This window comes from Asanoa siamensis (genome assembly GCF_016862555.1).
GTDB lineage: Bacteria > Actinomycetota > Actinomycetes > Mycobacteriales > Micromonosporaceae > Asanoa > Asanoa siamensis.
Genome location: NZ_BONE01000068.1, coordinates 17889 through 41718 on the forward strand (window position 1 = coordinate 17889; position 23830 = coordinate 41718).

The window sequence follows — 23830 nt, forward strand, 5'->3', positions numbered from 1 at the left end:
GGTGCGTCGGTGCCCACTCACAGCCCCTGGCGGCCGCATTCCGGGCCGCCGGACCGGCCGTGGTCGAGACCCGAGCCCATCGCGCTCGCGCCGGTGCCCGAGCCGCCCGAGGCGGAGCCGACCGTCAACCCGGCCGGCGTCGCGCTGGCGAAGGTCTACGCGCTGTTCCCGGCGGTGATCCGGCTCAGTTGCGGCATCGCCGTGGCGCTGGTCGCCCTCGCGGTGCGCACGCCACCGGTGCAGGCGGTGCCGCTGGCGCTGGCCGTCGTCGTGCTGACGATCTGGTCGGTCGTGTTCTACCGGCAGACCGTCGGCAACGGCATCCGGGCCCGGATCGTGCTGATCGACGGCGTCCTGACGGCCACCGCCTGCCTCGCGATGCGGGTGCTCGTCTCGCCCGACGTGATGCCCGGCGGCGTGAGTTGGGTCGCGGTGCTGGCCAGCACCTCGATCATCACCGCGCAGTTCGCGCTGCGGGTGGCGCACGGCGTGGTGTTCGGGTTCCTGCTGGCGACCGCCTACTGCGTCGGCGGTTTCCTCGCCGGCCAGCCGGGCGAGGCGGTCAGCCACGCGATCGTGCTGGTCGCGCAGACCTTCCTCGCGGTCGGCCTGGTCTACCTGACCCGGCGCAGCGCCCGGGCCGCCGACGGCGTGTTCGCCGACTACCAGCGCACCCACCGCGAGTCGGTGATCGCCCGGCTGGCCCGTGAGGCCGAGCGGAAGCAGAACCGCGACCTGCACGACACGGTGCTGTCCACATTGACCATGGTCGGCCTCGGCGGTGTGGCGACGCAGTCACCGATGCTGCGTGCCCGGGCCTCGTCCGACCTGCGTACGCTGCTCGACCCGGCGCTGCGGCCCGTGCTCGACCCGGCCGCGAAGGTCTCCCTCGACGAGCGGCTCCGGGTGATCGTCGAGCGGTTCGAGGGCTACCCGCTGACCGCCGCGCTCGAGCCGTGCCTGGTGCCGGCGCGGGTCGCCGACGCGATCGCCGAGAGCGCCGACGCCGCGCTGTCCAATGTGGTGCGGCACGCCGAGGGCTCGGTCGCCTGGCTGCGGCTGCACCACAACCGCGGCGTCGTCGTGGTCGAGGTCATCGACGTCGGGCCGGGCTTCGACATGGCCGCGATCCCGCCTTACCGCTACGGCATCCGTGAGTCGATCATGGCGCGGATGAGCGCGGTCAAGGGCACCGCGCGGATCGACACGGCACCCGGCAACGGCACCCGCATCCACCTGGAGTGGTCCGATGTCGTCTGAGCGGCTGCGCATCGCCGGGGCCACGGTGGCGACCACGGCCGACCGCGGTGGCCGGATCGCCGCCGTCTTCATCGCGTTCGGTTGGCACTTCGCGGTCAACGTGCCGGGCATCGCCACCGGCTGGACCGACTACCGGGTGCCGTGGGCCGCCGCGGCCGGCTGGGTGCTGTTCACCTTCGTCGGCGTGCTGGCCGGCGCCCGCCTGTTCTACGGCTTCGCCGTGCCTGTCTTCCCGTTGCTCGCGGTGCTGCTGATCGTCGACGTGCTCGTCATCGCGATCACCCCCGACGCCATCTTCTTCCACTCGGCCAACTGGGCCTGGGGCACGATCGGCTGGTTCGCGCTGCTGCTGCTCTACGACCGGGGCATCGGGCCGCTGGTCATGGTGCTCGCCGCCAACGCCGCGCTCGGCCTGGTCGGCGTGCTCGCCGCCACCCCCGACGGCAACGGCGCGATCAATCTCAGCCGGTTCGTCATGTACATCTACGGCACCGGCGTCCTGCCGATCGCGCTCGTCGCGGCGATGGACGTGCTGCGCGCCACGGCCGCCACCGCGGCGGCCAGCGAGTCGGCCCGGGCCGCACTGGAGTCCGAGCGGCTCGGCGCGGCGCACGCCCAGCGCGAGCGGCAGGAACGGCTCGGCATCGTCTCCGAGGCGGCCGGTGCCCTGCTGCACGACCTCGCCAGCGGCCGGGCCGACCCGGCCGACCTCGACGTGCAGCGGTCCTGCGCGCTGGCCGCGGCCCGGCTGCGCCGGCTCATCGCCGAGTCCGACGACGTGCCCGATCCGCTGCTGCACGAGCTGCGGGCCTGCGTCGACGTGGCCGAGCGGCAGGGCGTCCCGGTCGACCTGATCTCGGTGGGCGACCTGCCCGAGCTCGACGTCGCTATCCGTCGCCGGCTCGCGGAGCCGCTCGCCGCCACGCTCGCCACCGCGCGCGACTGGGCCCGCGTCACGGTGGTGGCACAACCCGACGAGGTGGTGGTCAGCCTGACGACCCCGGCGACGGCCGGGCCGGCCAAAGAGGCGCACAGCTGGGCGATGAACGGCGTAGTGGATTACTGGTACGAGCGGGACGAGGAACTCCTATGGGCACAGACACGGTGGCGAGCGGCATGACGTACGGGTCGGGGGGCGCGCGGGTGGCGGTCGCGATCGTCGACGACCATCCCGTGGTGCTCGAGGGCGTACGCTCCTGGCTCGCCGCCGACCCGCGGCTCGAGGTGGTGGCGACCGGCGACAACGTCGACGCGGTGCTCTCCGCCGGCCCGGCCGACGTGATCCTGCTCGACCTGCGGCTGCACGGCCGGATGGTGGTCGACAAGGTGAGCGAGCTGAGCGCGGCGGGGCAGCGGGTGGTGGTCTACTCCGAGCACCACGAGTCCTCGACGATCCTCGCCGTGCTCGACGCGGGCGCGGTGGCGTTCCTGGCCAAGCACGAGGGCCGCGACCACTGTGTCGAGACCGTGCTCGCCGCGGCGGCCGACCGGCCCTACGTGCCGCCGTCGCTGGCCGGCGCGATGGTCGGTGACCGGCGCAGCACCCGGCCCGCGCTGTCCGACAAGGAGCGGGAGGCGCTGCTGCTCTGGTTCCAGTCGATGTCGAAGGCGTCGGTGGCCAAGCGGATGCAGATCAGCGAGCACACGGTCAAGCAGTACGTGGACCGCGCGCGGATCAAGTACGCCCGGGCGGGGCGCCCCGCGGCGACCAAGTCCGCGCTGCTCGCCCGGGCGATCGAGGACGGTCTGATCCGCCCGGAGGAGATCGGGACCTACCGGTCGCACGCGTCGCCCGATCGGCCCGCGTAGCGACCCGCCGATCGACCGACCCCCGGTTGACTGTCATGACACAGCGTGGCGGCGGAGCCAACATGGTGACAGGTTCCTCACCCTGGAGGCCCCGTCCCGATGAGCGCCGCACCCTTCTTCATCCAGCCGTACCGGTTCGACGACCCGACCGCCGACGAGACCGGCCCGCTGCTCGACCGCCAGCGCGCGGTCGTGCTCGAGCCCGGCGAACAGGTGTCGTGGCGTGGCCAGGTCAACGTCACCGGCTATCTGATCGGCACCCCCGGCGGGGCCGCCGAACGGCGCTGGACGCTGCCCCGGTACGCCGACGTGCTGATCACCGATCGCCGGCTCGCGTACGTCTGTGACGACTGGGACCTGGCCCGGGTCGGCGCGCCGCGGCACCGTTCCGTGGCGACGTTCGGCCCGCCCCGGCCGCCCCGCCGGCCCGCCCTCGGTGGCGGCACGCGGGTGGCCACCGGCCAGGTCCTCTGGCAGTGGCCTTGGCGGCTGCACCTGCTGCCCGCACCGGGCCCGCAGGGCGTCCTGGTCGTCTGCGACTCGATGCGCTCCAACCGGCGCCCGGCGCTGATGCTCTCCGGCGGCGTCGCCGGCGACGGGCGCGACCTGGCGCTCACCATCCGGCGGTCGATCGCGAAGTTCCGGCTCAACAACCCCGACATCGTCGAACTGTCGCCGCGCGACCGCGACGCGCTGCAGCTACGGGCCGACTCGGCCCTGCTGCTCGACGAGCTGACCGACCCACAGCGCGGCGTCGCCCTGCCGGGCGGCCTGCCGGTCGAGTTCGTCAACCGCGACGACTACTACCACCCGGCCCCGGTCCAAGAACAGTGGGGCCTGACTGGCGGCGGCCCTGCCTAGGCCGTCGGCTCCACTCCCTCCCCGGCAAACAGGGCACCCCGAAACGTGGGGTGCCCTGTTTGCGATCCACCGCACGGATTGAATCAAGGGGACCAGTCACGGCAGGATGGGCCTATGGGTGTACCCGGCGAAGGGTTGGCCAAGGGGCTGGCCGTCACGTTGAAGACGATGACGCGCCGTTCGCACACTCATCAATATCCCGACCAGGCGCCCGACCTGCCGCCGCGTTCGCGCGGGGTGATCGCGCTGCTGGCCGAGAACTGCACGGTGTGCATGCTCTGCGCGCGCGAGTGCCCCGACTGGTGCATCTACATCGACTCCCACAAGGAAGAGGTCGTCGTCCCCGGCGCGGCCCGGGCGCGGCAGCGCAACGTGCTCGACCGCTTCGACATCGACTTCTCGTTGTGCATGTACTGCGGCATCTGCATCGAGGCGTGCCCGTTCGACGCCCTCTACTGGTCGCCCGAGTTCGAATACGCCGAATACGACATCAAGAACCTGCTGCACGACAAGGACCAGCTCGGCGAGTGGATGGCCACCGTGCCGCCGCCGCCCGCGCACGACCCCAACGGCGAGCCGGCCAAGGAGGAGACCGCCGCGGCCAAGCGCGCCGGCGGTGAGTCACCGGGCCGCGCACCCCGGGCACCCAGGTGACGGGGGCCGACGTCCTGCTGCTGGCCCTCGGGGCGGTGGCGGTGGGCGCGGGCGTCCTCGTGGTGACCACCGACCAGCTCGTCCGGGCGGGCCTCTACCTCGTGGTCTGCCTCGGCGCGGTCGCCGGCCTCTACCTCGTGCTCACCGCCGAGCTCGTCGCCTGGGTGCAGGTGCTGATCTACGTCGGCGCCGTCGTCGTGCTGCTGCTCTTCGCGGTCATGCTGACCCGGGCGCCGATCGGCCGTTCGCCCGACCTCAACCGCCCCGGCCTGCCGGCCGCCCTGATCGGCGGCGGCGCCGGGCTCGGCCTCGCCGCCCTGTTCGCCGACGCGTTCCGCTGGTCAGCCGTCGACCTGCCGGCGCCCGGCACCGCCGAGAGCCTCGGCACCGAGCTGTTCCGCTCCTGGGTGCTGCCGTTCGAGGTGCTCTCCGTGCTGCTGCTCGCGGCGCTGGTCGGCGCGATCATCGTGTCCCGCCCCGACATCGGGAGCCGGCCATGAGACCGGTCATCCCGTACGTGATCGGGGCGCTGCTCTTCGGCGCGGGCGTCTACGGTGTGCTCCGCCGGCGCAACGCGGTGCTCGTGCTGATGGCGGTCGAGCTGATGCTCAACGCGGTCAACCTGATCCTGGTCACCGCCGACACCACGGTCCGGGCGGCGCTGCCGCACGGCGGGCAGGTGTTCGCCTTGTTCGTGATCGTGCTGGCCGCGGCGGAGGTCGGGGTGGGCCTGGCCATCGTGCTCCAGCTCTACCGGTTGCGGGCCAGCGTCGCCGTCGACACCGTGCGCCTCGACGCGGCGCCGGCCAGCGAGCTCGACGAGCCTCGGGTGACCACCTCATGAGCCTCGACGTGCTCGGGCCGCTGCTGCCCGCCGTACCGCTGGTGGCGGCTCTTTCGGGGTTCGTCCTGCCCTTGCGGTCGCGGACGGCGGCCGCCGGCCTCGGCATCGCGGGCGCGACCGGCGCGCTCGTGGTCGCCGTCCTGCTCGCCGTGCGGGTCGACGAGCCGTTCGAGACCTACGTCGACTGGGTACGCTTCGGCGACTTCTCGGTCACCGCCGGGGTGCGGATCGACCAGGCGGCGGCGCTCGTGGCGGTCGCGGTCGGCGTGGTCGCGCTGGCCGTCCAGGTCTACTCGACCAGCTACCTGCGCGACGACGACCGCTACCCGCCGTACGCCGCCCAGATCAGCCTCTTCACCGCGGCGATGCTGCTGGTCGTGGTCGCCGGTGACCTGATCCTGCTGCTGGTCGGCTGGGAGGTCATGGGCATCTGCTCCTACCTGCTGATCGGCCACGACCGCCGGCTGCCCGGTGCGCCCGCGGCGGCGGTGAAGGCGTTCCTGGTGACCCGGGTCGGCGACATCGGCTTCCTGCTCGGCATCGTCCTGCTGGGCGTCAACGCCGGCAGCTTCTGGATCACGCAGGTGCTGTCAGCGCTGCCCGGTCTGCCGGCGGCGACGGTGACCGCGGCCGCGCTGCTGCTGCTCGCCGGGTTCGCGGGCAAGAGCGCGCAGTTCCCCCTGCACACCTGGTTGCCCGACGCGATGGCCGGCCCGACGCCCATCTCCGCGCTCATTCACGCGGCCACGATGGTCGCCGCCGGCATCTACGTGGTGACCCGGCTCTACCCGGTCTTCGTGCTCGGCGACCCGGCGCTGACCGTGCTCGGGGTCATGGCCGTCGTCACCGTGCTGATCGGCGCGTTCGCGGCCACCGCGCAGGACGACATCAAGCGGGTGCTGGCCTGGTCCACGGTCTCGCAGATCGGCTACATGGCGGCCGCGCTGGCCGTCGGCGCCCCCGCCGTCGCGCTGTTCCACCTGCTCACCCACGCCGCGTTCAAGGCGCTGCTGTTCCTCGGGGCCGGCTCCGTCATCCACGCGGTGGGCAGCAACTCGATGTCGGCCATGGGCGGGCTGCGCAGGCGGATGCCCGGCACCTTCTGGTCGATGACGATCGGGCTCGGCGCGCTGATCGGGTTGCCGCCGCTCGCGGGCTTCTGGAGCAAGGACGCCGTGCTGCACGCCGCCTCGTCCGCCGACGCGGGCTGGCTGCCCGGGCTGGTCTACGGCGTCGGCCTCGCCGGCGTGCTGGTCACCGCCTGGTACGCGGGCCGCCTGTGGCTGCGCACCTTCTTCGGCGCACCCCGCTCGCCCGGTGCGGAGTCGGCGCACGAGCCGCCCTGGCCGATGGCCGTCCCGGTGCTGGTGCTCGCCGTGCCGAGCGCGCTGCTCGGCCTGCTCGCCTTCGCCGACGGCTTCGGTGCCCGGCTGACCCCGTTCGTGGTCGACCTGCCCGAGATCGAGCTGGCCCACCTCGGCGCCGAGACCGCCGCGCCGCTGGCCGCCCTCGGGCTCGGCCTGCTGCTGGTCTGGGTGCTCTGGCGGCGCGACACCACCCGCGACCCGGCCCGGTTCCTCGGCCCGGCGCGGTCCACGTTCGACAACGCGTTCTGGCTCGACGCCGTGCAGGACCGGCTCGTCGTACGCCCCGTCGTGGCCCTGGCCCGCGGCGCCGCGGTGACCGACCAGCGCGTGGTCGACGGGGCGGTCGAGGGCGCCGGGCTGGGCACGACCGACGTCGGCAACCAGCTCGCGGCCTGGCACCGGGCCGGGCTGCCCCGGGCGGCCACCGCGCTGCTGGCCGGCGTGCTGCTGCTGGGGCTCGCGGCCGCGCTCTACGGGAGTGCGACATGAACGAGGTGTGGCTGGTCGCGGTGCTGGCGCTGCCCGCCGCGGGCGCGATCGGGGCCTTCGCGCTCTCCGATCGCGCCGGCCGGTGGTGCGGCACCGCGTTCGCCCTGCTGGCCTTCGTCGCCAGCCTGCTGCTCGGCACGGCCCACCCGGACGGCTGGTTCTCCTACGGGCCCGCCGGCGCGGGCGCCCCGCCGATCGTCCCGTGGACCTCGGTCGACACGTCCTGGGTGCCGGCCCTCGACCTGCGCCTGCATTTCGGGGTCGACGGCGTCTCGTACCCGCTGGTGGTCCTGACCACGCTGTTGACCCTGCTCTGCTGCCTCTACACGCTCTGGCACGTGCCGCCCGGCGGCCGGGGCTCGACGTTGGTCGCGCTGCTGCTGGTGATCGAGGTCGGCATGCTCGGCACGTTCCTGGCCCTCGACCTCGTGCTGTTCTTCGTGTTCTTCGAGGTCGTGCTGCTGCCGATGTACGCGATCATCGCGGGCTGGGGTGGCGACCGGCGCCGGCACGCGGCCCGCAAGTTCGCCCTCTACACGCTCTTCGGCTCGGTGCTGCTGCTGGTCGGCGTGTTCACCGTCGTCGCCGCGGCCGGCACCGCCGACCTGGTCACGCTCACCTCCGGCGCGGTCCCGCTGACCCGCACGACCCAGCTCGCGGCGTTCGCGCTGCTGGCGATCGCGTTCGCGGTCAAGAGTCCACTATGGCCGCTGCACACCTGGCTGCCCGACGCGCACACCCAGGCACCGACCGTGGGCAGCGTGCTGCTCGCCGGGGTGCTGCTGAAGATGGGGACCTACGGCCTCATCCGGGTCGCGGTCGGCGTCGCGCCCGAGGGTGCGCGCTGGGCGGCCCCGCTGCTGGGCGCGCTCGCGGTCGCGGCGATCCTGGTCGGCTGCCTCGTCTGCCTGGCGCAGACCGAGCTCAAGCGGCTGATCGCCTACTCGAGCGTCGGGCACATGGGCTTCGTGCTGCTCGGCGTCGCGACGCTGACCACGACCGGCATCCAGGCGGCGCTGATCGGCAACGTCGCGCACGGCATCATCACCGGCTTGCTGTTCTTCCTGGCGGGCGCGGTCAAGGACCGTTTCCACACCGGTGACCTGGCCGTGCTCGGCGGGCTCCGGGAGCGCGCGCCGTGGTTGTCCGGGCTGCTGGCGTTCGCGGCCATCGCGTCGCTCGGGCTGCCGGGCCTCGCCGGCTTCTGGGGTGAGGCGTTCGCCGTGGTCGCCGCGTTCGAGCGGGGCGGGGCCGGCTGGGTGACGCTCGGCGTCCTCGCCGCGATCGGCGGGGCACTGACCGCGGCCTACTTCCTGCGCATGCTGCGCAAGGTGACCCATGGCGCCGCGTCGCCTCTTGTCGCCGCAACGCCCGCTGTGCGGATCACCGGGCCGGAGTTGGCGGCCTGGTCGCCGCTCGTGGTGCTCGCGCTGCTGGTCGGGCTGGTGCCGGTGCTGGTCCTCGGCTTCTCCGAGGTGCCGGTGCAGTCCCTGGTCGAGGCGGTGACGCGGTGACCCAGGCGGTCGACAATGTCGCGCTGCTGCCCGGCTATCTCGCCGCCGGCACCGCGGTGCTGGTGCTGCTGGCCGACCTGTTCGTCGCGCGCCGGTCGGTGACGCTGGCCGTCGCGGTGCTCGGCGCGCTGGCGACCGCCGCCGTCGCGATCCTCGTCGGCACGGGCGCCGACCGCGCGACGTTCTGCGTCGCGGACGGCTGCTCCTACCTCTTCGGCGGGCGATCGGCGCTGGTGGGCGCGGTGTTCGGGCTGCTGACGGCCGGCGTGCTCGGGCTGTCGGCACCGCTGCTGCGGGCCGGCGTCGCCCCAGCGGGCGAATACTGCTTCCTGCTCGCGTGCTCGATGACCGGCGGCGTGGTGCTGGGCGCGGCGGGCGACCTGATCACGCTGATCGTCGCGCTGGAAACCCTGACCCTGCCCTTGTACGTGCTGGTCGGCATGCGCCGGCAGACCATGGAGAGTGCGGCGGCCGCGGTCACCTTCTTCGTGGTCAGCGTGGTGGCGACGGCGGTCTCGCTGCTCGGCGCCGCCCTGCTCTACGCGGTCACCGGGCGGCTGCACCTGACGGCGCTGGGGCCGGCGCTGACCGGCGACGTCTCGCTGGCGGGGGAGGCGCCCGTGCGGGCGCTGGACCTGCCGCTCACCTCGGTCGGCATCGCGCTGCTGGTGCTCGGGCTCGCGTTCAAGGTCGCGGCGGTGCCGTTCCACGCGTGGGCGCCGGCGACGTACGACGGCGCGCCGCTACCGGTCGCCGCGTACCTGTCGACGGCGTCGAAGCTGGGCGGCGTGGTGGCCATCCTGGCGGTGGTCACGGTGGCGCTGCCGCCGACGGTGACGGGTCCGCTGCTGGCGACGCTGGCGGTGCTGACGATGACGGTCGGCAACCTGGTGGCGCTGCGGCAGATCCGGATGACCCGGTTGCTGGCCTGGTCGTCCGTGGCGCAGGCCGGCTACATCCTGGCGCCGCTGGGCGCGCTGGCGCTTGCCTCGGGTCGCACGGGCCCGGCGTTCTCGACGGCGGTGACGGCGGCGGTCGCGTACACGGTTTTCTTCGTGGTCCTCGAACTGGCCGCCTTCGCGGCGGTGGTCGCGCTCCGCGAGCCGACGGCCGACGGCGGCCGCATCGACTCGTACCGCGGCGCGGCCCGCCGCCATCGGTGGACCGGCGCGGCGCTGGCCCTGGCCCTGATCGGCCTGGCCGGCCTGCCGCCGGGGTTGGCGGGGCTGTTCGCGAAGGTCGCGGTGGTCCGCTCGCTGCTGACTGGTTCGTCCGGGTGGTTGGCGGTGCTGGTCGCGTTGAACGCGGTGATCGGTTTGGCTTACTACGTCCGCGTCGCGGCGCTGCTCTACGCGCCGGACCCCCTGGACCGGCCAGCCCGGGCGGTGCCCTGGCCGGTTGCGGGCGTTCTTCTTCTGGCGACGGGCTTCGCGATAGCGATCGGCTTCCTGCCCCAACTGGTCCTGGACTGGGCCTCCGGCTAGCCGAAACCGACGGGCGCACCGGCGATCGCGCGACGCGCCCGCTGATCTCGAACGTCGCCGCCGCCCTACAGCGCCCCGCGTAGCCGACCAGCTGCGGCAGTCCGGAATGTCGTGGTGTGCCGGTTCTGGTTGTGACGGTGACCCGGGGCGGGCCTGGCAGCGGAGCGAAGCGGAGCGGTGTCCGGCGGGAGCGACGGTCCGGACCACCGCGAACCCGGGAAATTTGTCAGTCTTTATCGCTCTTTGAAGGCTTTCTCGCGTTGATCTTCAGCTTATTCACAGCGCACCCGGGCATGGTCGGTGGACAGGGGACGTTGCACTGGTCAGCGGGTTCCCCACCCGCGTTCTGAAGGAGGGACGCGTTGCACAGGCATTACAACGGCCTCAAGACGGCCGCGCTACTTGGCCTGCTCACAGCGCTCATTCTTGGCATCGGCTTCGCGGTTGCCGGCACGTCCGGCCTGATCATCGCGCTGATCATCTCGCTGCTGATGAACGGTGCCAGTTACTTCTGGTCCGACAAGATCGCTTTGCGGTCGATGCGGGCCCGGCCGGTCAGCGAGGCCGAGTTCCCCGCGCTCTACCAGATGGTGCGGGAACTGGCCGCCGACGCCCGGCAGCCCATGCCCCAGCTCTACGTGAGCCCCACCATGCAGCCCAACGCGTTCGCGACGGGGCGTAGCCCCAAGCACGCCGCGGTGGCTGTCACGACCGGCATCACGCAGATCCTCGACTACCGCGAGTTGCGGGCGGTGATCGGCCACGAGCTGTCGCACGTCTACAACCGCGACATCCTGATCTCCAGCGTGGCGGCGGCGATCAGCGGCATGATCACCTTCATCGCCTACCTCGCGTGGTTCCTGCCGATCGGTGGCGGTGACGACGACGACGCCCCGAACCCGGCGGTGTTCCTGGCCATGCTGATCCTCGGCCCGTTCGCGGCGTCGATCATCCAGCTCGCGATCAGCCGCAACCGGGAGTACCAGGCCGACGCCTCCGGCGCCGCGCTCAGCCGCGACCCGCTGGCCCTGGCCAGTGCGCTCCGGAAGATCGACGCCGGCGCCAGGCAGATGCCGCTGCCGGCCGACAACCAGTACACCCGGACCGCGCACCTCATGATCGCCAACCCGCTGAGCGGTGCGGGCCTGGCCAAGCTGTTCTCCACCCACCCGCCGATGGCCGACCGGGTCCGCCGGCTGGAGGAGATGGCCCGCAACCCGCGTGAGGTCGGGCCGGTGCAGTTCCAGTAACCCTGTAATCAATTAGGCCGGAAGACCAGTCGACCGTTAGGTTCGGCTGGTCTTCCGGTCGTTACAGGGGGTTGACGGGTGGCCGCGCTCCGGCAATATCTGGTGGTCTGGCGGATCCCGGGCGCGCCAGCGCTGTTCGTCTTCGGCATCATCGGCCGGCTGGGCATCGGCATGACCCCGCTGGCCCTGCTGCTCCTGGTCGAGGACGTGACCGGCCGCTACTCGCTGGCCGGCGTCGCGGGCGGCATCTACGCGGTCGCCGGCGCGGTGCTCAGCCCGTTGGCCGGGCGCATCGCCGACCGGATCGGCCCGACACCCGTGCTGCTGGTCACCGGCGTTGCGCATCCGCTGGCCCTGCTCGCCCTCGTGCTCGCGCACTCCCGCGGGCTCGCGGTGATCTACGCGGCCACCGCGGTGGCCGGCGCGACCTTCCCACCGCTGACGGCCGCACTGCGCGGCGCGTGGCACGACGTGACGGCGCCGTCGACCGGCCGGTACGCGCTGCGCAACCTCGCGCTCGCCGCCGAGACCGCGCTGTTCGAGCTCGTCTTCGTGTTGGGCCCCCTGCTCGTCTCTGGTTTCCTGCTGTTCGGCGACCCGACCTCGGCCCTGCTCGGCGCCGGCGGCGTCACCCTGGTCGGCACGCTCGCGGTGGCGCTGGGCAAGGTCATGCGCGGCTGGCAGCCCCACCCGCCGTCGGCGCACGCCAAGGGCTTCGGCCCGCTCGGCGTCGCCGGCTTCCTGCCGCTGCTGGTCTGCGTCTTCGGCCTGGGCACGGCGTTCGGCGCGACGGGCGTGACGGTCCCGGCTTTCGCCACGGCGGAGGGCGTCGCGGACCCGGACGGCCTGGCCGGCGTACTCCTCGCGGTCTGGGCGGTAGGCAGCGCCGTCGGCGGCTTCTGGTTCGGCACACGGCGCCTGGCGGACAACATGACCCGCCAGTTCGCGGTCCTGCTGGCGCTGCTGTCGGGCACGTTCGCGGTCTTCGCCCTGATGCCGTCCCCGCTGTGGCTGGGCATCGCCCTGGTCTTCGGCGGCGTGGTGATCGCCCCGGGTTTGACGGTCGAGAACACGATGGTCGGCCGGATCGCGCCGGCGTCGATGCTCAACGAGGCTTATACGTGGATCGTCACCGTGTCGGTGGCGGCGTCGGCGGTCGGGGGCGCGGTCGCGGGCTGGCTCGTCGACAGGGCGGGCGTGCCGTGGGCCTTCATCTTCGCGGGGGTGGCGGTGGCGGTGGGGGCGCTGGTGGCGGCTCCTGCGCGAGGGCCGATCGCACGAGCGGAAAAGACGGCGGCGGTACGGCTGGAAGGTGCACTGGAACCCGAGGCGGTCTGAGGTGGCCCGGGCTTCCGGTCTTCGGTGAGCACCTTCGACCCGGTCGATTCACGGGTGGGTGCCGCGCGTCGAACGGGTTCGCGGTTCGGTGGGTCGGAGGTTGTTCGGTCCGGGGTGGGTGTGCCGCGCCGCGAGAAGCGGCGGGCGGCGGCCGGGTTACCGGTTGCGGGTCCTGCTTCGAGTGTGCCGGCGGGCGGCGGTCGGGTTCCGCGCAGGGTGCGTCGGACGGCGGTTGGCTTAGCGCGGGCGAACGGCTCCTCGAAGGCCAGGTCGATCGTCACGTCGGACGGCTCCTGGGCAGAGACGAGTGCTGGCGGGTGCGTAGATCGCGGCGGGGTCCGCGGTGGTATGCCGCGCTGACGGAAGCCTCGGACGGCGGCAGGGTCCGCGACCGGGTACGTCGGTCGGCGGCTGGATCCGGGGCGGCATGCGGCGCTGAGGGGATCGGCGGACGGGGGCGGGGTCCGCGGGGGGTGTACTGCTCGAGGGAAGCGGTGGACGGCGGCCGCTTTAGCGCGGCGTGCGTGGGACGACGGCCGAGGCTCGCAGCGGCTGCGCCGCGCCGAGGGAAGCGGCAGACGGAGGCCGAGTTCGCGGTGGGTGCGGCGGCGGCCCGTTGGCGGTGGGTGTTGCTTCGACGGCGCGCCAGCGGCCGCTTTCGGGGTTAGGAAACCGGCGAAGGGGCGCGTGGGACGGCGGCCAGCTCCGCAGTGGCTGCGCCGCGCAGAGAGAGGCGGCGGACGGCGGCCGGGTCCGCGGTGGCTGCGCCGCGCCGAAAAAAGCGGCGGCCGGGTCCGTGGTCGGTGCGCCGCGCCGGAAGGTCTCGGTCAGTGGGCGGGCCGGATGGCCCGCCCGTGCTGGCCGCGACCGTTCAGCGGTAGTTCGTGAACTGCAGCGCCACCCCGAAGTCCCCAGACTTCAGCAACGTGATGACCGCCTGCAGGTCGTCCTTCTTCTTGCCCGTCACCCGTAGCTGGTCGCCCTGGATCTGCGCCTGGACCCCCTTCGGGCCCTCGTCGCGGATCTTCTTGCTGATCGCCTTCGCCTTCTCGGTGTCGATGCCCTGGATGATCTTGGCGTCGATCTTGTAGGTCTTGCCCGAGGAGCGCGGCTCGCCCGCGTCCAGCGCCTTCAGCGAGATGTTGCGCTTGACCAGCTTGTCCTTGAAGACGTCGAGCGCGGCCTTGACCCGCTCCTCGGTCTCCGCGGTCAGGTTGACGGGGCTCTCGCCACCCGACCAGCTGATCTCCGCGCCGGTGCCACGGAAGTCGAAACGGGTCGCAAGCTCCTTCTCCGTCTGGCGTACGGCGTTGTCGACCTCCTGCTGGTCGACCTTGCTGACGACGTCGAAGGACGGGTTCGCTGCCATGATCATGCTCCTGCGTCGGTGCGGTGTTCTGGCGATGTCCACGGCCGGCACGGCGGCGTGGACATGCCGACCGTACCCGGTTGCGTTCCGGACCGGTGCTACCGCTATCCTTGCTTCCGCTGCCGCATCCGATGTGGCGGCACGCCCTGGCGGGTTGCCCGAGCGGCCAATGGGAGCGGACTGTAAATCCGTCGCGAAAGCTACAGAGGTTCGAATCCTCTACCCGCCACCAGTAGTGAATGAGGCCCCTGCCGAATACGGCAGGGGCCAAATTTCATGAAGGGCAATTATCGTCGCCGAAAAAGTGCGTTGTGAAAAATTCCGTGCCAGGCTGAGCGGATGAACGCACCCGTTCCGAGTCAGGTCAATCTTCTGGTGCGCGACCTGACCGCGAGTCTCGCGTTCTATCGATTGTTGGGCTGGGCCGGCGAGCCGACCGGGCCGCACGTCGAGTTCGCGTTCCCCAACGGCCTGACGGTCGAGCTCGACGAGGCCGCCTCGGTCCGGCGCTGGAACAGCGGCTCCCCGCCACCACAGCCCGGCAGCGGGGTGATCGGCACCCGGCTCGGCAGCCGCGCCGAGGTCGACGCGCTCTGGCAGAAGATCATCGACGCCGGGTACGAGAGCCGTCAGGCGCCCTTCGACGCGTTCTGGGGTTCCCGGTACGCGATCGTCGCGGACCCCGACGGGCACCAGATCGGCCTGATGAGCCCCGCCGACGACGCGCACCGGCATTGGGCGCCCCGGGACGCGCCCAACGCCTAACCAACGCGTACCCAACGCGGCCGGCGCAGGATCGCAGACAGGTGCCAGCGGGCTGGACGACCATCACGGACAATCCGGACCAGGGCGCCTCCGGCGATGCACGATCCGCAAGAACAAGCATGTCCCCACTATCTAGATCAAAGCCCGCCGTCGGGCATCAGGCGCCCGCAGCGGTCAGTCCGACCACGGCGCGGTGCGCGGCTGCCCGTACCCGAGGCACCGGATCGGTCCGTAAAACGGTGACCGCCGCCAACGCGTCGCCGACCAGATGACGGGCGACCACCTTCGCGGCCAGTTCACGCACCCGCCACGCAGGGTCATGCAGGGCGGCCACGATCGCGGTCGTCGCCCTGGGGTCCCAGGCCCACAACAGCCCCCGCGCGGCCCACACGCGGACCCAGTACCAGCGGGAAGAGCCCGGACCACCCTCGGACGGATCGAGCGCCCACGATGCGGCCGGCCCGCCCAACACCACGATGAGTTGCACGTCGCCGTCACCGGCACCCTCGAGCAGGGCGACGCAGCCATCCACGACGGCGGTGTGCCCACGGCGGGCGCATTCCGCGAGCACCCGGGCTCGAGGCGGCGGCGCATCCACCGTCCGGCGCTGTTCGGTCACCTTGCGATTGTCTGCCGTTCCCCGGATCGGTTGGCGTTCCATTGGACAAATGCGACCGACCAAAGCCCCCGCTAAGGTGGGCCTCATACGATTGGTTGGGTTTGCACGTGCCGTTGGTTCGGGCCCGGCGTGATGCCCTGTGCGTCGCCATGCATGATGTGGCACCATCTTCTTACTCAACACGCCCCACCCCTGTGACAGGAGCAATTGGATGCGCGCACGCTTGTTCGGCCGCTGGGTCGGCCGGGCCGCCATCTTCGCCGTCCTCGGCTTCGGCGCCCTGGTCGCCGGTGGAGTGGCGTCAGCCTCTGCCTACATCGACAACCAGCAGGTCGACTCGGTGGGTTCCACGATCAGCGAGTCGTTCGGCGAGAGTGCAGTTCAAGCGTTTGGTTTCGACTGGAACTGATCAGGTTCCAGCCCGATGGCGGAGGGTGAAGGCACGGGCCAGTGGTCACACTCCGAGGCGGAATCCGTCGTAATCAGGAGCTCGCCTGGTTACTGACCGCACCGGTCGGTCTCTTCGCCGCCTTGGCGACGCTCTTCCTCGGTCTGCACGAACAGAACCCATCCGCTTCCTGGCTGCTCGGCGCGGTCTTCCTCGGCCTGTTGATCGCGGCCGACCGGGTCGTGCTCATGTTCGAGGTGCGACGGCAGGCCTTCACGGTCACGCTCGTCGAGATTCCGGTGTTGCTGGCGCTCTTCTGGCTGCCGCCGATGAACGTCGTGCTCATTCGCGTCCTGGCGTCGGTCATCGCGCAGGCGAGCCGCCGGGTTCCACCGATCAAGCTGTGGTTCAACGTCGCGAGCCACGCGGCCGCGTTGTCCCTCGCCGGCCTGATCGTGTTCGCGTTCGACCCCCGGCATCTACGCGGGGAAGGCGTGGCGGGTCCCTACGAGTGGATCGCGCTCGGATCCGGGGTCATGGCCTCGGTGCTGTTCACGCTCGCCGTCACCGTCGGTGTCATCACGCTCGTCCAGGGTCGGATCTCCACCCAGGATCTGCTTCGTATCGCGACGCCGGGCCTGATCGTCGCGGGCATCAACATCACCATCGGCCTGGTCATGCTCGCGCTGCTGCAGAACAACCCGTGGGCGGTCGTCCTGCTGGCGGCACTCGGCGCGTTCTTCGTGATCGCCTATCGGTCCTACGCGCAGTTCCTGCGCCAGCACCGCACGCTCAGTGAGATCTACGACCTCACGCGCGCGATCGCGGACACTCCGCACGACGGCACGCTGACCGACGTTCTGCTGCACCGGGTGCGCCGCCTCCTGCAAGCCGAGTACGCGACCCTCTGGTTGCCGGCTGTCGGCCGCTATCCGGAGGTGCTGCTCTCCGCGCGCGTCGACGACTCCGGCCTGGTCGACCTCGTCGGCATGGGTGAGTCGATCCGCCGCCGGGTTCTGGACACGGGCGAGACGACCGCCATCGGCGCCAAGCTCGGCGACGAGAAGTTGCGCCAGGAACTCCGCGCCACCGGGGCGAAGGACGCGATCGTCGTGGCTCTCCGCGCCGGCTCGGCGGTGATCGGCTGCATCGAGGTCACCAACCGGCTCGGCGACCTGGCGACGTTCGGGCCGACGGACGTGCGGCTGCTCGAGACGATCGCGGCGCACGCCGCGGTCGCGGTCGAGAACTCCCGGCTCGTGGAGCGGTTGCGCCACGACGCCTACCACGACGGCCTCACCGGGCTGGCCAACCGCCGCCGCATCACGGCCGCCGTCGAGGAGTCGGTCGGTGTGCGCGCGCCGGGCGAACAGGTCGCCGTGCTGCTCTTCGACGTCGACGGCCTGCGTCGGGTGAACGAGTCGCTCGGACATGGCGCCGGCGACCAGGTGCTGGCCGAGGTCGGCCGACGGCTGCGGGCGAGCGCCCCGTCGGGAGCGCTCGTGGGCAGGCTCGGCAGTGACGAGTTCGCCGTCACCCTTCGCGTGGAGGACGTCTCGGCCGCCGACGCGCTGGCCAACAGGATGCGCAATCAGATCCGCGACCAGATGATCTTCGGATCCCTCACCCTCGACATTGAGACCGCGGTCGGCGTCGTGGTGTACCCGGAACACGGCAACGACGCGGCGACGCTGCTCCAGCGTGCCGAACTGGCCGCCGCGGCGGCCAAGACCGTGCCTGGCAGCGTCCAGCTCTTCAGCGCAGGCCTGGAGTCCCGTTCCGTGCGCCGGTTGGCGCTCGCCGGTGACCTGCGCCGTGCCCTCGATCGTGACGAGATCGAGGTCTATTTCCAGCCCAAGGTCACCCTGACCGATCGCCGGCTGCTCGGGGTCGAGTGCCTCGCCCGCTGGGAGCATCCCGCGCACGGTGCCGTGCCGCCCGAGGACTTCGTCGCCGTCGCCGAGCACACCGGGCAGCTCGCCCGGTTGACCGAGGCGGTGCTCAAGGAAGGGCTCAAGCGCTGCCGCGACTGGGAGGCCACCGACCATCCATTGTCGATCTCGGTCAACCTCTCCGCCCGTACGCTGATCGACGCCGACTTCCCGACCCGGGTGCAGGAGCTCCTGGGCGAATACGGCGTCGCGCCGCACCGGCTGACCTTCGAGATCAAGGAAGAGGGCGTCCTGGACGGCACCGACCGCCCGATGCCCACCCTGCGCCGGCTGCGCGACATCGGCGTACGCCTGTCGGTCGACGATTTCGGCACCGGCTACTCGTCATTGTCCTACCTGCGCCGGCTGCCGGTGCACGAGGTGAAGGTCGACAGCTCGTTCGTGCAGGGCATGGCGACCGACCCGGCCGACCTGGCGATCGTCAACGCCGTCGTCACGCTCTCGCAGCAGTTCGGCCTCACGGTCGTCGCGGAGGGTGTCGAGAGCGAGCTGACCCTCGAGCTGTTGCAGGACATCGGCTGCGAGATCGGGCAGGGCTTCCTGTTCAGCCGTCCGCTGCCGTACGAGCGGCTGGAAGCCTGGTTCTCGGCGCAGACCGAGACGGAGTCGACCGCCGCGGGCGAGGTGCGCCGCCTGCGCGCGGTGCCCTGACGCGGCGTCGGTATCCCGATTTCGTGGCCTGACAACAGCCGTGTACTCTTACCCCTGCGCGTCAGCGAGCTAGATCGCGCGTGCCCCCTTAGCTCAGTCGGCAGAGCGTCTCCATGGTAAGGAGAAGGTCTACGGTTCGATTCCGTAAGGGGGCTCTGTTCCACCGCGGCGGTGTAGCTCAGATGGCAGAGCAAGCGGCTCATAATCGCTGTGTCGCCGGTTCAAGTCCGGCCACCGCTACTGTTGATCCGGGCGCCGCCGGCGCCCGTTTTGCTGGATGACCGTGCCACCAGGTAATCTGGTCGGCCGGTAGGTTAGCGACACACCCGTTACGAGGAAGGCACCCCGCCGTGGCCAAGGCGACCGACGTCCGTCCCAAGATCACTTTGGCGTGCACGGAGTGCAAGGAGCGCAACTACATCACGCGGAAGAACCGGCGTAACGACCCGGACCGCATCGAGCTGAAGAAGTTCTGCCCGCGCGATGGCCGGCACACCGTGCACCGCGAGACCCGCTGAGCTAGCAGCACCGAGTTTTCACGGCCGGCACCGCCCCTGAGGGCGGGGCCGGCCGTTGTGTTGCCAACGGAAGTCACACCAGCACCGGCCGCTACCATCTGTGCATGCCCTTGGACCCGTCGTACGTCGGCCGTAGCTACCCGCCGACCCCGCCCTACCTCGTCGGCCGCGAGAAGATCCGTGAGTTCGCGAAGGCGATCGGCGCCACCGACAGCGCCTACCACGATCCCGACGCGGCCCGGGCGCTCGGTTACGCCGACGTGATCGCGCCGCCGACCTTCCCGACCGTGGTCTCGTTCGCGTCCAACAACGCCGTCGTCGACGACCCGGACCTGGCGATCGACTACTCCCGGGTGGTCCACGGCGACCAGCGCTTCCAGTACACCCGCCCGATCGTGGCCGGCGACGAGCTCGTCGGCACGCAGACGATCGAAGAGATCATCTCGCGCGGTGGCCACGACTTCATCACCACGCGCACCGACATCACCGACACCGCCGGCGCGCCCGTGGCGATCGCCTGGTCGAAGCTCGTCATCCGCGGGGAGGGCTGACGCGATGGACCTGCCGAAGAAGACATACCCCGTCACCCGGGCCGATCTGGTGCGCTACGCGGGCGCCTCGGGCGACTTCAACCCGATTCACTGGAACGAGCGGTTCGCGACCAAGGTCGGCCTCCCCGGGGTGATCGCCCACGGCATGCTGACCATGGCGCTGGTCGGCCGCGCGGTCACCGACTGGGCCGGCGCGCCCGACGCGGTCGTCGACTTCTCGGTGCGGTTCAGCCGCCCGGTGCCCGTGCCGGACGACGAGACCGGCACCGAGGTCGAGGTGTCCGCCGAGGTGAAGGGCACGACTGACGAGGGTCACACCGTGCTGGCCATCACCGCCACGTGCCGCGGTGAAAAGGTGCTCTCGCAGGCGAAGGCGACCGTCCGAACCTCCCGGTTGGGAAAGTAGGGCGGGTACCCGTACACTTGGCCGCCGTGGGGTCCGTGACCCCTGCGACGCTGCTTGCGCTCGTAGGGTTGCAACCCCCGAAGGGGTGTAGCTCAATTGGCAGAGCAGCGGTCTCCAAAACCGCAGGCTGCAGGTTCAAGTCCTGTCACCCCTGCGCCTATGGCCTGACCGGCTTGACGTGGGACTGGCATCGCCGAGCAGAGTCTTGACGGCGACAGGCCAGCCCGCAAAGCCGCTAAGGTCGGCGTGACGAAGCACCACCACGACCGCGACGGAGGGCGAAGTGGCCGAGAAAAATCGGCGCGACGACGAGTTCGCCGACGACCGCCTTGATGACGAGGCGTTCGACGACGCTGTCGACGACGACGCCACCGACGAGGACGAGCCGGTTTCCCGCGGCGGCACCGCGACGCGTTCCCGCGTCGCGAAGGCCGGGGAGAGCACGACCAAGCGCACCGAGACCGGTCGCGTGGGATTCTTCGGGCGGATCGCCCGGTTCTTCCGCGAGGTCGTCGCCGAGCTGCGTAAGGTCATCTGGCCGACCCGCAAGGAACTGCTGACCTACACGGCCGTTGTCGTCGTGTTCGTCGCGTTCATGCTCGCGATCGTGGGCCTCCTGGACCTCGGGTTCGCCAAGGGCGTCCTGGCGGTCTTCGGCAACTGAGACGTCAGCCGCATCGACGGCGGCGTGACTACCAGACGGAAGTGAATGAGCGTGCCTGAGTACGACGAGACCGGCGAGATCATCGACGAGCAGTCGTCAGTGGCCACGGCGGAGACCGACGATTCGATCGAGGCCGCGACCGAGGACACCGAGGCCGGCGACGACACCGCGCTGGTCGAGCCCGACGACGACTTCGACCCGGTCGCCGAGCTTCGGCAGAAGCTGCGCTACGCGCCCGGCGACTGGTACGTCGTCCACTCGTACGCCGGTTACGAGAACAAGGTCAAGACCAACCTCGAGACCCGGATCACGAGCCTCGACATGGAGGAGTTCATCTTCCAGGTCGAGGTGCCGACCCGCGAAGAGGTCGAAGTCAAGAACGGCAAGCGGCTCCAGGTGCAGAACAAGGTCTTCCCGGGTTACATCCTGGTCCGGATGGACCTGAGCCCGGAGTCCTACTCCTGCGTGCGCAACACGCCTGGCGTGACCGGCTTCGTCGGCGCCACCGACCGGGCCGACCGGCCCGCGCCGCTGTCGCTCGACGAGGTCCTCAAGTGGCTGGCGCCCGCGGTCGAGACCGCCGAGACCAAGAAGACCAAGGTCGAGGTCAAGGTGCTCGACTTCGAGGTCGGCGACTCGGTCACGGTCACCGACGGCGCGTTCGCGTCGCTGCCCGCGACGATCAGCGAGATCAACGCAGACCAGCAGAAGCTCAAGGTGCTCGTCTCGATCTTCGGTCGGGAGACGCCGGTGGAGCTCAACTTCAACCAGGTCGCGAAGATCTAAAACCGCTGCGTTACGCTTGTACGTCGGCCCGCCGGGGCCGCGCTCGACCGTGCGCGGACTCCGGCTGATCGGCCGGTCGAATCCACCCAAGCCCAGGAAGTGACATGCCTCCGAAGAAGAAGCTCGTGAAGACCTTCACGCTGCAGCTGCCGGCGGGTCAGGCGACCCCCGCGCCGCCGGTCGGCCCGGCGCTCGGCCAGCACGGCGTGAACATCATGGAGTTCTGCAAGCAGTACAACAAGGAGACCGAGCAGCAGCGCGGCGACATCGTCCCCGCCGAGATCTCGGTCTACGAGGACCGCACGTTCACCTTCGTGCTGAAGACCCCGCCCGCCGCGCGCCTGCTGATCAAGGCCGCCGGTGTGCCCAAGGGCTCCGGCACCCCGCAGTCGGCCAAGGTCGGCTCCGTGAGCCGCGCCCAGCTCCGCGAGATCGCCGAGCGCAAGATGGCCGACCTCAACGCCAACGACGTCGACCAGGCCGAGAAGATCATCGCCGGCACCGCCCGGTCGATGGGCATCACGGTCCGCGACTGACCCACTCGTGGGAGGGCCGCCCTTGACGCGGCGGTCCGCCAACTACCACAGGAGATTCACAGACATGCAGCGCAGCAAGAGTTACCGCAAGGCGGCCGAGCAGATCGACCGGGACAAGCTCTACACCCCGGCCGAGGCCGTCAAGCTCACCAAGGGCTCCACCTCCGTCAAGTTCGACCCCACGGTCGAGGTCGCGATGCGCCTCGGGGTCGACCCGCGGAAGGCTGACCAGATGGTCCGCGGCACGGTCAACCTGCCGCACGGCACCGGCAAGACCGCCCGCGTCATCGTGTTCGCGGCCGGCGCCAAGGCCGAAGAGGCCACCGCGGCGGGCGCCGACGAGGTCGGCACCGACGAACTGGTCGCCCGCATCCAAGAGGGCTGGCTCGACTTCGACGCGGCGATCGCCACGCCGGACCAGATGGCCAAGATCGGCCGGATCGCGCGAATCCTGGGCCCGCGCGGCCTGATGCCGAACCCGAAGACCGGCACGGTCACCATGGACGTGACCAAGGCAGTCTCGGACATCAAGGGCGGCAAGATCACCTTCCGCGTCGACAAGCACTCGAACCTGCACCTGATCATCGGCAAGGCCTCGTTCTCCGAGGACCAGCTGGTCGACAACTACGCCGCGGTCCTGGACGAGGTCCTCCGGGCCAAGCCGTCCGCGGCCAAGGGCACCTACCTCAAGAAGGTCACCTTCACCACCACGATGGGCCCGGGCGTCCCGGTCGACCCGAAGGTGGTCAAGAACCTGCGCGAGACGGAAGCCTGAGTTTTCTCGAATCGCCCGTCACCCCTTGTTCGGGGTGACGGGCGATTTTCTTTTTGCTCGGGTCCGTCGTGGGCGCGACCGTTGCTCCCGCCAGACTTGGTGTCCGTCGTGGGTGCGTGGCTCTTGGCCGCTGTCCGTGGTTTCCGTCGCCCATTCGTGGGTGGTTGCGGTTCGGGCTGGGGAGGATGTCGTGCGCCTGCGCTAAACGCACACCCCGCTCAATGCTCCGGCGCACGACATCCTCCCCAGCCCTGACCTGGTCGGGCGCGTCGCTACGCCGCGGGGTCGGGGGACACAGTCCATCCCTCCCGGCCCGTCTGGGGTTTTCTTAGCCTTTGGTCGCGGTTGTGGGTATGGCACCCGCCGTCGCTTCGTCGCGGGTTCGTGGGACACGGTGGATCCGGCAGAGTGCGTCGCGATTGCGGTCGCCGTGCCTGCCGCCGTTTCGTCGCGGGATTGCGAACCCCGTTCATCCCTTCAGGCTCGTCTGGGGTGTCTTCGTCGTTGGTCGCGGTCGTGGGTGCGGCGCTCGCCGTCGCTTCGTCGCGGGTTCGTGGGACACGGTGGATGCGGCGGCGCGCGTTGCGATTGCGGAGGGCGTGCCCGGCCGTTTCGTCGCGGATTCGTCGGACCTGGTTGATCGGCGCGTCGTGGGTCTTTGGGCTCGGTCATCCGTGCCCGCCGGCGATCATGGTCCAGGTCGGTCGACCGCACGTCGCGGCCAGCGAGCAGCCCCCGTGGAGCCGCCCTTTGTTCGACGGGCCGGGTCGATGTCGCTGGAGTTCCAGGGTCGGTCGGGCGACCAGCCGCGGCAGTGGCGAGAGCTGCTCTGTCTCGGGCCAGATCACCAGGTCGGACTGGCGCCGACCGCCCCCGCCGGCCAAACGCGAGCCGCCGTGTGTAACCCGGCTGTAGGTCGAGGCACTAGCGGGGCGGCCCCTTTAACCTTCGTCGTCGCGGTCGTCGCGGTCGTCGCGGTC

Annotated in this window: 24 protein-coding genes and 4 tRNA genes; 26 read left to right on the top strand and 2 right to left on the bottom strand. The window is 70.9% G+C overall.

Features of this window, described 5'->3' with window-relative positions:
• The first annotated feature begins 9 nt into the window (after window positions 1-9).
• From Asi02nite_RS31135 to Asi02nite_RS31190, 12 genes are all read left to right on the top strand, one after another.
• Window positions 10-1260: a sensor histidine kinase gene (locus Asi02nite_RS31135; protein ID WP_239127285.1), complete on the top strand. Its 1251-nt coding sequence runs from the start codon at window positions 10-12 to the stop codon at window positions 1258-1260.
• Entirely contained in the window at window positions 1250-2380 is a 1131-nt protein-coding gene (locus Asi02nite_RS31140; RefSeq protein WP_203717578.1) for a hypothetical protein, read from the top strand. The genes Asi02nite_RS31135 and Asi02nite_RS31140 overlap by 11 nt, the downstream gene beginning before the upstream one ends.
• The gene (locus tag Asi02nite_RS31145; protein WP_203717579.1) at window positions 2350-3069 is read left to right on the top strand and encodes a response regulator; all 720 of its coding nucleotides are present in this window, start codon (window positions 2350-2352) and stop codon (window positions 3067-3069) included. The genes Asi02nite_RS31140 and Asi02nite_RS31145 overlap by 31 nt, the downstream gene beginning before the upstream one ends.
• Window positions 3070-3168: 99 nt before the next feature.
• Window positions 3169-3930: a hypothetical protein gene (locus Asi02nite_RS31150; RefSeq protein WP_203717580.1), complete on the top strand. Its 762-nt coding sequence runs from the start codon at window positions 3169-3171 to the stop codon at window positions 3928-3930.
• Window positions 3931-4044: 114 nt separating this feature from the next.
• Window positions 4045-4584: a NuoI/complex I 23 kDa subunit family protein gene (locus Asi02nite_RS31155; RefSeq protein ID WP_203717581.1), complete on the top strand. Its 540-nt coding sequence runs from the start codon at window positions 4045-4047 to the stop codon at window positions 4582-4584.
• Entirely contained in the window at window positions 4581-5084 is a 504-nt protein-coding gene (locus Asi02nite_RS31160) for an NADH-quinone oxidoreductase subunit J family protein (protein WP_203717582.1), read from the top strand. The genes Asi02nite_RS31155 and Asi02nite_RS31160 overlap by 4 nt, the downstream gene beginning before the upstream one ends.
• Window positions 5081-5428, top strand: a complete 348-nt coding sequence (gene nuoK / locus Asi02nite_RS31165; RefSeq protein ID WP_203717583.1) for an NADH-quinone oxidoreductase subunit NuoK — start codon at window positions 5081-5083, stop codon at window positions 5426-5428. The genes Asi02nite_RS31160 and nuoK overlap by 4 nt, the downstream gene beginning before the upstream one ends.
• Window positions 5425-7284, top strand: a complete 1860-nt coding sequence (locus tag Asi02nite_RS31170) for an NADH-quinone oxidoreductase subunit 5 family protein (protein ID WP_203717584.1) — start codon at window positions 5425-5427, stop codon at window positions 7282-7284. Before nuoK ends, Asi02nite_RS31170 begins: the two co-directional genes overlap by 4 nt.
• Window positions 7281-8798, top strand: a complete 1518-nt coding sequence (locus Asi02nite_RS31175) for a complex I subunit 4 family protein (RefSeq protein WP_203717585.1) — start codon at window positions 7281-7283, stop codon at window positions 8796-8798. The genes Asi02nite_RS31170 and Asi02nite_RS31175 overlap by 4 nt, the downstream gene beginning before the upstream one ends.
• Window positions 8795-10282, top strand: a complete 1488-nt coding sequence (locus Asi02nite_RS31180) for an NADH-quinone oxidoreductase subunit N (RefSeq protein WP_203717586.1) — start codon at window positions 8795-8797, stop codon at window positions 10280-10282. The genes Asi02nite_RS31175 and Asi02nite_RS31180 overlap by 4 nt, the downstream gene beginning before the upstream one ends.
• A 362-nt stretch (window positions 10283-10644) precedes the next feature.
• Window positions 10645-11532 (top strand): zinc metalloprotease HtpX, encoded by an 888-nt coding sequence (htpX, locus tag Asi02nite_RS31185; protein WP_203717587.1) that lies wholly within the window; start codon window positions 10645-10647, stop codon window positions 11530-11532.
• A 78-nt stretch (window positions 11533-11610) separates the two neighbouring features.
• The gene (locus Asi02nite_RS31190) at window positions 11611-12870 is read left to right on the top strand and encodes an MFS transporter (protein ID WP_203717588.1); all 1260 of its coding nucleotides are present in this window, start codon (window positions 11611-11613) and stop codon (window positions 12868-12870) included.
• 871 nt (window positions 12871-13741) lie between these two features.
• On the opposite strand, the gene Asi02nite_RS31195 is transcribed toward Asi02nite_RS31190, so the two are convergent.
• On the bottom strand, window positions 13742-14239 hold the full coding sequence (locus Asi02nite_RS31195) for a YajQ family cyclic di-GMP-binding protein (protein ID WP_203717589.1): 498 nt from the start codon (window positions 14237-14239) through the stop codon (window positions 13742-13744).
• A gap of 148 nt (window positions 14240-14387) precedes the next feature.
• On the opposite strand from Asi02nite_RS31195, the gene Asi02nite_RS31200 reads away from it, so the two are divergent.
• A tRNA-Tyr gene (locus Asi02nite_RS31200) sits at window positions 14388-14471 on the top strand.
• A gap of 107 nt (window positions 14472-14578) precedes the next feature.
• Entirely contained in the window at window positions 14579-15004 is a 426-nt protein-coding gene (locus tag Asi02nite_RS31205) for a VOC family protein (protein ID WP_203717590.1), read from the top strand.
• 157 nt (window positions 15005-15161) lie between these two features.
• Here the strand turns inward: Asi02nite_RS31205 and Asi02nite_RS31210 are convergent, their stop codons facing one another.
• A complete protein-coding gene (locus Asi02nite_RS31210; protein ID WP_203717591.1) occupies window positions 15162-15623 on the bottom strand; it encodes a HEAT repeat domain-containing protein in 462 nt (153 codons plus the stop codon).
• A 211-nt stretch (window positions 15624-15834) separates the two neighbouring features.
• Here Asi02nite_RS31210 and Asi02nite_RS31215 point away from each other — a divergent pair, with 211 nt between their 5' ends.
• From Asi02nite_RS31215 to rplA, 12 genes are all read left to right on the top strand, one after another.
• The gene (locus tag Asi02nite_RS31215) at window positions 15835-16032 is read left to right on the top strand and encodes a hypothetical protein (RefSeq protein WP_203717592.1); all 198 of its coding nucleotides are present in this window, start codon (window positions 15835-15837) and stop codon (window positions 16030-16032) included.
• 62 nt (window positions 16033-16094) lie between these two features.
• The gene (locus Asi02nite_RS31220) at window positions 16095-18614 is read left to right on the top strand and encodes a bifunctional diguanylate cyclase/phosphodiesterase (RefSeq protein WP_203717599.1); all 2520 of its coding nucleotides are present in this window, start codon (window positions 16095-16097) and stop codon (window positions 18612-18614) included.
• A gap of 82 nt (window positions 18615-18696) precedes the next feature.
• A tRNA-Thr gene (locus Asi02nite_RS31225) sits at window positions 18697-18769 on the top strand.
• A 12-nt stretch (window positions 18770-18781) separates the two neighbouring features.
• Window positions 18782-18854, top strand: a tRNA-Met gene (locus tag Asi02nite_RS31230).
• Between the two features lie 110 nt (window positions 18855-18964).
• A complete protein-coding gene (gene rpmG, locus Asi02nite_RS31235; protein ID WP_030436491.1) occupies window positions 18965-19132 on the top strand; it encodes a 50S ribosomal protein L33 in 168 nt (55 codons plus the stop codon).
• 104 nt (window positions 19133-19236) lie between these two features.
• Window positions 19237-19683, top strand: a complete 447-nt coding sequence (locus tag Asi02nite_RS31240) for an FAS1-like dehydratase domain-containing protein (protein ID WP_203717593.1) — start codon at window positions 19237-19239, stop codon at window positions 19681-19683.
• A 4-nt stretch (window positions 19684-19687) separates the two neighbouring features.
• Window positions 19688-20089, top strand: coding sequence for a MaoC family dehydratase (locus tag Asi02nite_RS31245; protein WP_203717594.1), 402 nt, complete (start codon window positions 19688-19690; stop codon window positions 20087-20089).
• A gap of 81 nt (window positions 20090-20170) precedes the next feature.
• Window positions 20171-20243, top strand: a tRNA-Trp gene (locus tag Asi02nite_RS31250).
• A 129-nt stretch (window positions 20244-20372) separates the two neighbouring features.
• Entirely contained in the window at window positions 20373-20753 is a 381-nt protein-coding gene (secE, locus tag Asi02nite_RS31255) for a preprotein translocase subunit SecE (protein ID WP_203717595.1), read from the top strand.
• A 51-nt stretch (window positions 20754-20804) separates the two neighbouring features.
• Window positions 20805-21539: a transcription termination/antitermination protein NusG gene (gene nusG, locus Asi02nite_RS31260; RefSeq protein WP_203717600.1), complete on the top strand. Its 735-nt coding sequence runs from the start codon at window positions 20805-20807 to the stop codon at window positions 21537-21539.
• A 104-nt stretch (window positions 21540-21643) separates the two neighbouring features.
• Window positions 21644-22075 (top strand): 50S ribosomal protein L11, encoded by a 432-nt coding sequence (rplK, locus tag Asi02nite_RS31265; protein ID WP_203717596.1) that lies wholly within the window; start codon window positions 21644-21646, stop codon window positions 22073-22075.
• 64 nt (window positions 22076-22139) lie between these two features.
• On the top strand, window positions 22140-22850 hold the full coding sequence (gene rplA, locus Asi02nite_RS31270) for a 50S ribosomal protein L1 (RefSeq protein ID WP_203717597.1): 711 nt from the start codon (window positions 22140-22142) through the stop codon (window positions 22848-22850).
• The last annotated feature ends 980 nt before the right edge of the window (window positions 22851-23830 follow it).

Coding starts and splice junctions, on each gene's coding strand:
- Asi02nite_RS31240 (WP_203717593.1), top strand. CDS start 19,237: ATGCCCTTGGACCCGTCGTACGTCGGCCGTAGCTACCCGCCGACCCCG.
- nuoK (WP_203717583.1), top strand. CDS start 5,081: ATGAGACCGGTCATCCCGTACGTGATCGGGGCGCTGCTCTTCGGCGCG.
- Asi02nite_RS31145 (WP_203717579.1), top strand. CDS start 2,350: ATGGGCACAGACACGGTGGCGAGCGGCATGACGTACGGGTCGGGGGGC.
- Asi02nite_RS31175 (WP_203717585.1), top strand. CDS start 7,281: ATGAACGAGGTGTGGCTGGTCGCGGTGCTGGCGCTGCCCGCCGCGGGC.
- Asi02nite_RS31215 (WP_203717592.1), top strand. CDS start 15,835: ATGCGCGCACGCTTGTTCGGCCGCTGGGTCGGCCGGGCCGCCATCTTC.
- rplA (WP_203717597.1), top strand. CDS start 22,140: ATGCAGCGCAGCAAGAGTTACCGCAAGGCGGCCGAGCAGATCGACCGG.
- Asi02nite_RS31140 (WP_203717578.1), top strand. CDS start 1,250: ATGTCGTCTGAGCGGCTGCGCATCGCCGGGGCCACGGTGGCGACCACG.
- Asi02nite_RS31170 (WP_203717584.1), top strand. CDS start 5,425: ATGAGCCTCGACGTGCTCGGGCCGCTGCTGCCCGCCGTACCGCTGGTG.
- Asi02nite_RS31245 (WP_203717594.1), top strand. CDS start 19,688: ATGGACCTGCCGAAGAAGACATACCCCGTCACCCGGGCCGATCTGGTG.
- Asi02nite_RS31155 (WP_203717581.1), top strand. CDS start 4,045: ATGGGTGTACCCGGCGAAGGGTTGGCCAAGGGGCTGGCCGTCACGTTG.
- Asi02nite_RS31150 (WP_203717580.1), top strand. CDS start 3,169: ATGAGCGCCGCACCCTTCTTCATCCAGCCGTACCGGTTCGACGACCCG.
- Asi02nite_RS31205 (WP_203717590.1), top strand. CDS start 14,579: ATGAACGCACCCGTTCCGAGTCAGGTCAATCTTCTGGTGCGCGACCTG.
- Asi02nite_RS31195 (WP_203717589.1), bottom strand. CDS start 14,239: ATGGCAGCGAACCCGTCCTTCGACGTCGTCAGCAAGGTCGACCAGCAG.
- rplK (WP_203717596.1), top strand. CDS start 21,644: ATGCCTCCGAAGAAGAAGCTCGTGAAGACCTTCACGCTGCAGCTGCCG.